The organism is Actinomadura sp. WAC 06369, from assembly GCF_003947565.1.
GTDB classification, from domain to species: domain Bacteria; phylum Actinomycetota; class Actinomycetes; order Streptosporangiales; family Streptosporangiaceae; genus Spirillospora; species Spirillospora rifamycini.
In genome coordinates, this window is the sequence record NZ_QHJN01000090.1 from 22,489 (window position 1) to 33,123 (window position 10,635).

Annotated in this window: 7 protein-coding genes; 6 read left to right on the forward strand and 1 reads right to left on the reverse strand. The window is 70.6% G+C overall.

Annotated elements, in window-relative coordinates:
• Nucleotides 1-382: 382 nt before the first annotated feature.
• From DMH08_RS23435 to fxsT, 5 genes are all read left to right on the forward strand, one after another.
• Nucleotides 383-568, forward strand: coding sequence for a hypothetical protein (locus DMH08_RS23435; protein WP_125617721.1), 186 nt, complete (start codon nt 383-385; stop codon nt 566-568).
• Nucleotides 569-935: 367 nt separating this feature from the next.
• Nucleotides 936-2,252 (forward strand): MFS transporter, encoded by a 1,317-nt coding sequence (locus DMH08_RS23440; protein ID WP_158642377.1) that lies wholly within the window; start codon nt 936-938, stop codon nt 2,250-2,252.
• Between the two features lie 149 nt (nt 2,253-2,401).
• Nucleotides 2,402-3,883: a VMAP-C domain-containing protein gene (locus tag DMH08_RS23445; protein WP_125617725.1), complete on the forward strand. Its 1,482-nt coding sequence runs from the start codon at nt 2,402-2,404 to the stop codon at nt 3,881-3,883.
• 18 nt (nt 3,884-3,901) lie between these two features.
• Nucleotides 3,902-4,924: an AAA family ATPase gene (locus tag DMH08_RS23450; protein WP_199747964.1), complete on the forward strand. Its 1,023-nt coding sequence runs from the start codon at nt 3,902-3,904 to the stop codon at nt 4,922-4,924.
• Nucleotides 4,921-9,099, forward strand: coding sequence for an FxSxx-COOH system tetratricopeptide repeat protein (fxsT, locus tag DMH08_RS23455; RefSeq protein WP_125617727.1), 4,179 nt, complete (start codon nt 4,921-4,923; stop codon nt 9,097-9,099). The genes DMH08_RS23450 and fxsT overlap by 4 nt, the downstream gene beginning before the upstream one ends.
• Nucleotides 9,100-9,124: 25 nt before the next feature.
• Here fxsT and fxsA read toward each other — a convergent pair whose 3' ends face one another.
• Nucleotides 9,125-9,322: an FxSxx-COOH cyclophane-containing RiPP peptide gene (fxsA, locus tag DMH08_RS23460; RefSeq protein WP_158642378.1), complete on the reverse strand. Its 198-nt coding sequence runs from the start codon at nt 9,320-9,322 to the stop codon at nt 9,125-9,127.
• A gap of 237 nt (nt 9,323-9,559) precedes the next feature.
• Between fxsA and DMH08_RS23465 the strand changes: the two genes are divergently transcribed.
• A complete protein-coding gene (locus DMH08_RS23465) occupies nt 9,560-10,576 on the forward strand; it encodes an effector-associated domain 2-containing protein (RefSeq protein WP_125617731.1) in 1,017 nt (338 codons plus the stop codon).
• The last annotated feature ends 59 nt before the right edge of the window (nt 10,577-10,635 follow it).

Consider the following 10,635-nt stretch of genomic DNA (forward strand, 5'->3'; position numbering starts at 1 on the left):
CACCCTGGGCGTCGGCTCCGTCGCACGCCCGATCCTGGCGGACATCGGAAGTGACATGCGTATACCCCTGCCTCATATGTGACACTGCATGGTTTCCGGGCGCACACACCGTAATATCCCATTGGGATGGGCCACGGAATAGGTCACGCGTCACAGAATGCCGCCATCGGCTGGTCATCTACTTACCTGCACTCCTTATCGGGGGTTTTCTGCCGACCGTAAAGGAGCATGGCCGGCGGCTGCCTCGCCTCACGCGACCACACCATGGCCATATCCCGCAATACGTGACATGCTGGACATAACGCCCGCGATCGGGCAGGTGCTCGACCCCGGGCGGCGAGCACCCGCCACGTCATGAGCCGTCCCGCGCCGAGGAGGCAGTGTGAACGACCAGGTGACCGCGTTCCGCGCCGATCCGATCGACGTTTCGGACCTCACCCTCAGCCAGCTCGAAGACCTTCCGCAGTCCTCCATCGCCATGGCGCTGCGCGAGGTTCTGGACCCGGCGCTCGGAGAGATCGCCGCGGCGGGATTCGACGCCTTCACTCCGGCGATCTCGCACGGCTGACGCTCGCCGTCCCCCGCCGTCCGGCCAAGGCGCGCACCGTCGGCGCCGTTGCGGCGGCGCGGCGGCGCGGCGGCGCGGCGGAGGCCATTATTGATCACTTACCGGCGTTCAGCGGATACGCGAAGTAAGCCTAAAGTCCGGTTCCAGGAGTTCTGTCCTCACCTTGCCATGACGCGGCCATAATCGGGCGGACATTTTTATCGTTCCCACCCTCACTGCACGTGCAAACCGTTAGCATCGCGGTACTGCCGGAGCAGGTGGCTCTCCAGGTTGATCTCATTTGGAACTTCTCAGCTAGAGGTATGCCTCCTACTCGCAACCTTGCTGGTCATGGCAGTGCGACCACATAGGGCGAGAGGGCTTGCACGTGACCGAGGCCGCGGTCTGCGACCAAGCCGCAGCAGACGCCCCGGCCCGGCTTCCACGTAATCTCCGCATCTTCCTCGCGGTGTCCGCGGTGTCGCGGGCCGGCGGGGCGTGCACGTCGACCGCCGGCCCCCTGCTGGCCCTGCACCTCACCGGGTCGCCGTTCTACGCCGGCCTGATCGCGGCGGCCGGGGCCGTCCCCAACCTGCTGGCCCACCTGCCCGCCGGCGTGCTCATCGACCGCCACGACCGGTGGCAGGTGATGAGGTACAGCCAATGGGGACGCTGCCTGTCGATCGCGGGCCTGCTCTGCAGCCTCTTGGTGCTGAGCCGGTTCTGGCGGCTCGGCACCATGATCAGCATTCCGTGCCTGATCGCCCTGGAGAGCATCTTCGCCACGACCTTCAAGATGGCCTGGACGGCCGCGCTGCCGCAGCTGGCGCCGACCAGGCTGCTGTCGCAGGCCATCGCCCGGAGCGAGACGCAGCATCACGTGGCCCTGCTGGTGGCCAGGCCCATCGGCGGGATCGCCGATGCCATCAGCCACAAATTACCTTTCATGCTCAACCTCATCATCTGCACGGCGTCCGCGAAGATGCTGACGTACCTGAAGAAGACCATGCCCGTCACGGACCAGGACGGCAAGCATGGCAGCGGGGGGCGCGAACGGCCGCGGGTCTCCGGTGATATCAGGCGCAGCATCCGATGGATACGCGGCGACAGTTTCTTATGCCAGAGCCTTCTCGTCTTCTCGGTCACCAACTTCTTTTTCCAGATGACCGTCATCATGATGATCGTGATCATGAAGGACAAGGGGCTTTCCAGCGTCTACATCGGCATACTTCTGGCCGCATCCGGCTTCGGCGGGATCCTCGGTTCCCGTATCGCGATCCGGACGCTCAAGCTGATCGGCCTGAAGCACGTGACGTCCGCCGCGATGTTCTGCTGGACGCTCCTGCTCTTCCTTCCCGTCCTGTGGACGACCTCGCCCCTGGTCCTCGTCGGGGTGTGGGCGGGCGTCGGCTTCGTCGGGTCGATCATCACCGTGGCACGCGACCTGTACCAGGCCACGAACGTCCCGCTGGAGCTGCTCGGGCGGGCGGCCAGCCTGAACACCCTCGCGGCGCAGGCCCCGTCGACGCTCGGCGCGCTCGGCGGCGGGGTCGTGATCACCTGGCTCGGAACCCGGCCCACCGCGATCGTCGTCTTCGCCGCGCTGGGCGTCCTGCTGCTCGTCATGCCGCTCAGCGGCAAGGCGCGACCCTACGACCACGCGCGAATAGGAAAGGCCGAAACAACACTTTCGGGCATGCTGTAAACGAGTCAAGTGGCCCTTTTCGGCCGCCGCCGCCACCGGCCGCCTTCTCCGTGAAATCGGACACCCGTATGATCCGCACCAGCACGTAACATACGGCCATCCGACGACCACACGTGATCGTTCGGCAGCCGAAAGGATGTGGCCGGCCAGTGGCATCGGGGCTGAGTCAGGACGACGTCAAGCGCCTCGTCGAGGCGCTGTGGCGCCTCGACGCACTGCAGAAACAGAGCGTCCGCGACCTCTACCTGTCGATCGTCCGGAAAGAACTGGGAATCGCCCTGCCGGTGCGGCGGGACGAGCGCGACTTCCAGGACCTGTGGGGCCTGGTCGAGGGCTGCCTGGAGCAGACCGGAGCATTCCATGCGTTCTTGCAGGTCGTCGAACGATTCCACACCGGCAACAGCACCTTCGAAGCAGTTCGCCGACTCGGATACGCGCTGGTCCCGGAACCATTGCTGGAAGCCGGGGAACGGCGGGTGGTCCACGAACTGCTCAAAGTCCTGAAGAACGCGGAGCCCGGGGCGCTGCGTCCCGAGGTCGTCAGAGACCTGTTCTGGACGGTCGCCGAGCCGCCCGGTTCGGTGGCGTTCGACACCGGGGACGTCTGGCCGGTCCTGGACGCCCTGGAGGAGTTCACCGTCGACGAGGACGGGGTGCCGCCGCTGCTGAACTTCGTCGAGCGGCTCGCGGTCGAGAGCGGCGGGCCGGTGCGGAACCGGCTGCTCAGCTGGGTGGAGCGCGCGGCCGAGCGGCTCGGCGTCGCCTACGTGATCCGGGCGCGCAGGGAACGCGCCGCCCGGGTGCGGGAACGTCCCCGCATGTACCTGGTCATCGCGTGCCGGCCCGACGGGGTGACGCCCGACGAGTACCTGATCTCCGCGTGGCTGCAGTCCGAGGACGGCCACGGCGTGACGCTCCGCTGCGACGACGAGCGCCCGATGCCCGTCACGGAGCTGCCGGCGCTCGTCGCCGCTCTCCTCACGGAGGATCCGCAGGTCGTCAACCGGCCGCCGATGTCGGAACTGACGCTGGAGTTCGTTCTCCCGCTCAACCTGCTCGGCGTGCAGTCCCTGGACCAGCTGCGCATCACCGTGGACGGGCTGGAGCGACGGCTCGGCATCGAGCACCCGGTCGTCGTGCGGAGTCTGGACCGCATCCAGAAACCGAACTATCACCCCGCATGGCGGCGCATGTGGAGCTGGCTGCGTGAGAATCCGCATCACGCGGAAGTGTGCCTGATGACACAACCGGGCGAGTATCTGAGCGAAAGCCTGTACAGCATGCTGCTGTCCGACCCACCGACCGTATGCCTCGCGCTGGCCTTCCCCCCGCGTGCGGACGGTGCGGGCGCGGCGGACGAACTGCGCATCGCCCTGCAGGCGGGCGCGCCCGTCATCGCCTGGTGCCGAGGCGGCCGAACCCCCGACCGGTACGCCATGGAGATCCGCGAGCTGACGGCTTCGGGCGTGATGGCGCTGCCCGACAGCGTGCTGAAGCTGCGGCGGGAGGCGGTGGCGTCCCACGGCCGGGACCCCGGCGGGGAGCATCTCGGCCTGCAGTTGACGCTGCTCTTCGACGACGCGGACCGGTTCCCCGAGCCGCACGGACGGCTGAAGGCGCCCGCCCAGTGATGCTACGAGGAGGTTGTCGTGACGAAGCGAGCGGTTCCGGACCGGGAGGCCGGCGGCTGGCTGGTCTATCGCGGCGATGGCACGCCCCATGACGGTCTGCGGGACCTGCCGGAACCTCCTCCCTGGCGGCGGTTCACGCGGAACGTCGCGGGACCCGGCCCGGGCCCGGGCGCCCAGCAGCGGGCGGCGTCGTACCGGCCGGACCAGAACGTCGTCACCATGGTCAACGTGGCGCTGCATCTGCGGCGCCCGCTGCTGGTGACCGGGAAGCCCGGTACCGGGAAGTCGACGCTCGCCTACCACGTCGCCCACGAACTCGGGCTCGGGTCCGTGCTCTACTGGCCGATCACCAGCCGCGCCGCGCTCGGGGACGGGCTCTACCGGTACGACGCGATCGGGCGGCTCCACGAGACGAGCCTGCGCCGGGCCGTCGCGCCGCACTCGGCGGCGACGGCTCCGGACATCGGCCGCTACATCCGGCTGGGGCCGCTCGGAACCGCGCTGCTGCCCCGGGACCGCCCCCGCGTCCTGCTGATCGACGAGCTCGACAAGAGCGACATCGACCTGCCCAACGACCTGCTGAACGTCTTCGAGGAGGGCGGCTTCGACATCCCGGAGCTGGAGCGCCTCCCGGAGGAGGACGAGGTCGTCGACGTCATGCTCGCCAACGGCAACGAGCGCGTGCCGGTCACCCGGGGCAAGGTGCAGTGCACGGAGTTCCCGCTGGTCATCATCACGAGCAACGGCGAGCGCGAGTTCCCGCCGGCGTTCCTGCGCCGCTGCCTCCGGCTCGTGATCGAACCGCCCGACTTCCGGCGGCTCGCCGAGATCGTCGAGGCGCACTTCGGCGGCGACGCCCGCGACGCCAGCACCGACCTCATCAACGAGTTCCTCCGGCGCCGGGAGCACGGCGACCTCGCCACCGACCAGCTGCTCAACGCCGTCTACCTGTGCACGTCGGGGTCCCGCCCGCCCGACGGGACCCTGCGGGAGATGCTCGAATCGATCCTGCGCCCGCTGGGCGCGACCGGGCCGGAATGAACCGGCGCCTCGATGAGGTGATCGAGGCGCTCGCCGGACTCGATCCCCCTCCGACCGCCCGGGAACTGGCCGACGCCCTGTGGCTGGCCCGGCTCCTCCCGCCCCGTGCGGCGCACGCCGAAGCCGTCCGGGAGGTCGCCGAGCGCGACGGCGACCACGCGGTTCCTCCCGAGCCGGAGCCGGCCGCCCCGGCCGCCCCCGAGCCCGCCGCTCCCCCGGAGAGCTTCCGCTCCGTCACCGCGTCACCGCAGGCGGCCCTGCACCTGGCCCGGCCCGGCACGGACGGGGAAGGCATCGTGCGGGCACCGGCCCTGCCCGCGATCCCGGGGGCGCTCGATCTGGGACGCGCGCTCCGCCCGCTGCGGGAGAACGCCTCCTCCCGGACGGTGGAGAACCTCGCCGAGGAGGCGACGGCGCAGTGGATCGCGGAGACCGGCATCTGGCAGCCGGTGATGGAACCCGCCCCGGAACGCCAGTTCGACCTCGCCCTCGTCGCCGACCAGAGCGCCTCCATGGTGGTCTGGGGCGGGATCATCGCCGAGTTCCACACCGTGCTGGAGCGGCTCGGCGCCTTCCGCGACGTCCGCCTGTGGTACCTCAACAGCGACGACGACGCGCTGTCGCTGACGACGGGCACGGGCTCGTCGGTGCGGAACCCGAACGAACTCATCGACCCGACCCGCCGGCGGATCGTCCTCGTCCTCAGCGACTGCATCGGGCAGGCGTGGTGCGACGGCCGCGCCGCCGCCGTCCTCGAGCGCTGGGCGGACGTGGGGCCGGTGGCGATCGTCCAGCCCCTCCCCCAGCGGCTGTGGTGGCGGTGCGGCACCACCGTCGAACCCGTCCGTATCGAGGCCGTCCAGGCGGGGCTGCCCAACGTCCGGCTGGACGTCCGCTCCCGCGACGGGTTCCCCCTGCCTCCCGGCACGGCGGTGCCCGTCATGGAGATGGCGCCGCGCTGGCTCCGCCCGTGGGCGGAGATGGTCGGCGGCGGCGCCCGCCGCATCAACGGCATGGCCGTGTTCACCGGCGCGCCCCCGCTGAAGGAGACCGCGGAGGAGGAGCAGCGGCCGTCCGCGCAGGAGCTGGTCCGGCGGTTCGCCGCCGGCTCGTCCCCCATGGCGTTCCAGCTGGCCTGCCACTTCGCCGCCGCCCCGCTGAGGCTGAAGGTGATGTCGCTGGTCCAGCGGGCCATGCTGCCCGAGTCGAACCGCACGCACCTGGCAGAGGTCTTCCTCGGCGGGCTCATGCGCCGGGCCGACCGGACGGGCGAACCGGCCGGTACCGCCACGGCACCGGAAGACGTCCTGTACGAGTTCCATGAGGGTGTCCGGGACGTCCTGCTCAGCGGGCTGACGCGCGGTGACGCCCTGCGCGTCCTGGGCAGGGTCTGGGAGGTGGTCCGGGAACGCCTCGGCTCGCCGCTCGACTTCCCCGCGCTGCTCCGCGCCCTCGAGGAGACCGCCGCCCCCCTCCAGGACGACCTGCCGTTCGCGCAGGTCGCCGCGCACGTGCTGCGGCGGATCGGGGGGCGTTACCGTGACATCGCCGAACGGCTGGCCGTCGCGACGGCCGGGACGAGCCCGACGGACGGGACCGCCGCCGCGTCCGCGACGGAGCGGCTGCGGCTGCCGCACGCCTCGGCGGAGGAGGCGGCCGCGGCCCGCGGACCGCTCATCGGCGGCGGACTGCCCACCCGCAATCCCGACTTCATCGGCCGGGACGCGTTGCTGCGCGACGTCCGCGACCGGCTGCCCGGCCTCGTCACGGCCCTGCTGCCCGCGCCGCCGCACGACCTGGGCGGCCAGGGCAAGTCGCAGCTCGCGGTGGAGTACGCCCACCGGCACGCGGACGCCTACGACCTCGTCTGGTGGATCCCCGCGGAGCAGACGCCGATGGCACGGTCCTCGCTCGCCGAGCTCGCCAGGATCCTCGGCACCCCGCTGGGCGACGACATCAACCGGACGGTCGAGCACGTGCTCGACGCCCTCCGCGAGGGACGCCCGTACCGCCGCTGGCTGCTGATCTACGACAACGCGGGCGACCCGGACGAGATGGTCCCGCTGATGCCCGTCACGCCCGGCGGGCGTCCCCTCACCACGTCCACGCCCACCGGGCACGTGCTGGTCACCTCGCGCGACCGGCGCTGGAGCGGCATCACCTCCACCGCCGAGGTCGGGTTCTTCGAGCGCAGGGAAAGCGTCGCGCTGCTGTGCCGGAGGGCGCCCGCGCTGGGGCCGGCCGAAGCGGACCGGCTCGCCGCGCGGGTCGGCGACCTGCCCCTGGCGGTCGAGCAGGTCGCGGCCTGGCACGCGGCAACGGGCCGTCCGAGCGAGGACTACCTGCGGCTGCTCGACGAGCGCCTGGGGACCGCGCGCGGTGCCGAACTGCCGCCGGACTACCCGCCGGAGCTCGCCGCGGCGCTGGAGATCTCCTTCGAGGGCCTCCGGGCCGAGGCCCCGGAGGCCGGCCGGCTGCTGGAGTTGCTGGCCTTCTTCGGCCCCGAGCCGGTCGCGGTCGAGCTGCTGGGGGCGGGCGCCATCACCCGGCTTCCGCCGGAGGTCCGGTCCACGCTGGACGAGCCGGAGTCCTTGCGGGACGCCATGCGGGCCATCTCCCGCTACTCGCTGGGCCGCTTCGACGACGACCAGGACGGAGCGCGGACGCAGGTCCACCGCCTGGTCCGCGCGCTCCTGCAGCAGCGTCTGTCCGAGGCGGACCAGGCGACGATGCAGAACCTCGTCCACCGCATCCTCGCCGAGGCGACCCCCGCCGCCGGACCGGACGACGAGTCCACCTGGCCGCTGCGCCGGCAGATCGCGCCGCACGTGCGGCCGACCGGGGTGATCTCGGGCGCCACCGCGGAGATCCGCGAGGTCGCGCTCGACCAGATGCGCTACCTGTACCTGCTGGGCGACTTCGAGGGGAGCCGGGTCCTGGGCGAGCTCGCGCTGCGCCGGTGGCGCGCCGAATGGGGCGAGGACGACAGGACGGTCCTGCTCACCGGGCGCGAACTCGCCAACGTCTTCCGCGCCCTGGGCGATCTCACGGAGGCCGCGCAGCTCAACGCCGACATCTACCGGCGGACGGCCGAACGCTTCGGCCCCGACAACATCACGACGCTGCTCGCCGCGAACAGCATGGCCGCCGATCTGCGTCTGCAGGGCGATTTCGTCGCCGCCCTGAACTTCGATCAGGACACTCTGCAACGCATGGTGCGCATGTTCGGCCGGGAACAGCTGGAGACATTCCGGGTCATCAACAATGTGGGCATCGATCTTCGCCTGCTCGGCGAGTTCAGCGGCGCGCAGGAAATCGACGCGGACGCGCTCGAACGTTTGCGTACGCACTTCGGTACGTCCCATCGCAGCACCCTCCTCGCCATGAATCAACTCGCCCGGGATCTGCACGGGTTGGGCCGGTACTGGGAGGCCGCGCAACTCCAGCAGGAAGCCCTAGAGGGAATGCAGCAGACGCTGGCGCCCGATCACGCTTTCGTGCTGCACGCCGAGATGAGCCAGGCGGCGACACTGCGCGAACTCGGCTCCTACGCCGATTCGCTCCGGCTCGCGGAAGACACGCACCGCCTGCATTTGCAGCGTTTCGGGGAACGGCACCAAGACACGCTCGCCGCCCGGCGCGTCCTCGCCATGGCGTGCGTCAGGACGGGCGACGCCGACCGCGCCCGCCGCCTGGCCGAAGCGGCCCTCACCGGCTACCGCCGGGTCATGGGACGGGATCATCCGTTCGCCCACGCGTGCACCACCGATCTCACGGTGACGCTGCGGGCCCTGGGCGGTCACGAGCCCGCGCGGGCGATCGACGACACGACCCTCCAGGCGCTCACACGGCTCCTGGGCCCGAACCACTACTACTCGCTGTGCTGCTCGGTCGGCCTCGTCCACGACCTCTACAACCTGGGCAGGCTGGAGGCCGCCCACAGCCGCTCGGCGGAGACGCTGGCACGTTTCGAGAGCCGCTACGGCCCGGACCACGCCTACTCGCTGGCGTGCGCCCACAACCACCGGATCATCGGTGCGGCCCTCGGCCTGGACGGCCCGGAGCGGGATCCGCTCGCCGTGCTGGCGCGGCTGCTCGGCGGCGACCATCCGGAAATCATCAAGGCGGAGAAAGGCAGGCTGCTGGAGTGCGTGATCGAACCGATTCCGCTCTGACGGGACGTACCGTTTCGTCCCGGTATCAGCGGCGCGGCGGCGCCTGCCGGGGGTCGACGAAGGAATCGAAACCCGCCGCGGCCGATTGCGGGCCCGCCGCGTCGTCGAGCAGGCGGCTCAGCGCATCGCCGATCACCGTCTCGTCCAGAGCCTCGATCTGCCGGAGGGAGACGTCGCTCACATCGATCAGGATGGATCGACCTTCGTCGCCGTTGTCTCCCACCAAGCCTCCTCGTCACGGGCGAGACCACACCGCGCAGTGGTGCGACGGTACAAGATCCAGATGCCCAAACTTAACGCATGCGAAGCGGTTGGCTCATACCGATCCCGAAATATGGCCGCCTCTTGAGGACGGTTCCATGGACGGGCCGTGCGCAGGGGAAAAACGTGAATCGCCGTTGAGCCGGCCCCGCCCCCGCGGGACGGTCGCGGCTTTCGTCTTCCGGCAGGGAGGGTCGTGGTGAGCGTCGGAGAACTGGGGGGCGTGACGGAGCGGTGGGTACCGCGCGGGACGTGCGCGATCTTCGCGTGCGACATCGCGTCGTTCGGGGACGCGTCCCGCACGGACGACGTCCGGGAGATCATGCGGGAGGCGATGTACCGGCACCTCGACGAGGGCCTCCGGGCCGCGGGCGTCGGGCTCGAGAAGCGCTACCGCGAAGATCGCGGTGACGGGGCGATGGTGCTCGTCTCCGCGGACGTCGGCACCGAACCGCTGCTGACGACGGCCGTCGACACGTTGAGGGCCGAGTTGCGGCGGTACAACAAGGCCGCCGCTGAGGTGGCGAAGATCAGGCTGCGGGTGGCGGTGCACACCGGGGAGGCCCACCACGACGGGAACGGGGTCGTCGGGACGGCGGTGAACCACGCGTTCCGGATCCTGGACGCGCAGCCGTTCAAGGACGCGCTCAACGAGTCGGGCATGGCGCTGGCCGTGGTCGTCTCGCAGCGGGTCCACGACGACGTCGTCAAGCACGGGCCCGGACTGATCGATCCGGACGAGTACCGGCGGATCGACATCGCGGTGAAGGAGACCGAGGGCGCCGCCTGGGTCCGGGTGCCCGGAGCGGGGAGCCGTCCGATGGCGCCGTCCGGGTCGGAGGTCGTCCAGCGGCCGCCGGATCCCGTCGCCGCGGCGGGGGATGTTCCCCGGGCGGGCGAGCCGCCGTTCCCGCCGGAACCGGAGCCCGTGCCCCCGCAGGCGGTGTTCGAGGTCGTGAACGCCATGTGCGAGGTGCCGCTGATGGCGACCGAGCAGGGCCGGAACCAGGTGATGCGGATCGTCCGCGGAGAGATCTCCGGCGCGGTGCCCCGGCAGTCCGAAACGCGGATGGACGTTTACGCGATCGTCACGACGTGCCTGGACTACCCCGGAGGTCTGGGGGAGCTGCTGGCGGCGATCAAGGGTTTGGCCGGGGAGCCGATGGCCGTGCTGCGACTGGAGCAGACGATCGCGCGGGTGCTGCCGCGGCTCTAGTCGCGCGTCCCCCGATGCGGGGTTGGCGGGTGGGGGTCAGTCGGGGAGGCAGTCGGGGC

Bases quoted from the DNA above. Each gene is read 5' to 3' on its own strand.
- fxsT (WP_125617727.1), top strand. From the start codon at position 4,921: ATGAACCGGCGCCTCGATGAGGTGATCGAGGCGCTCGCCGGACTCGAT.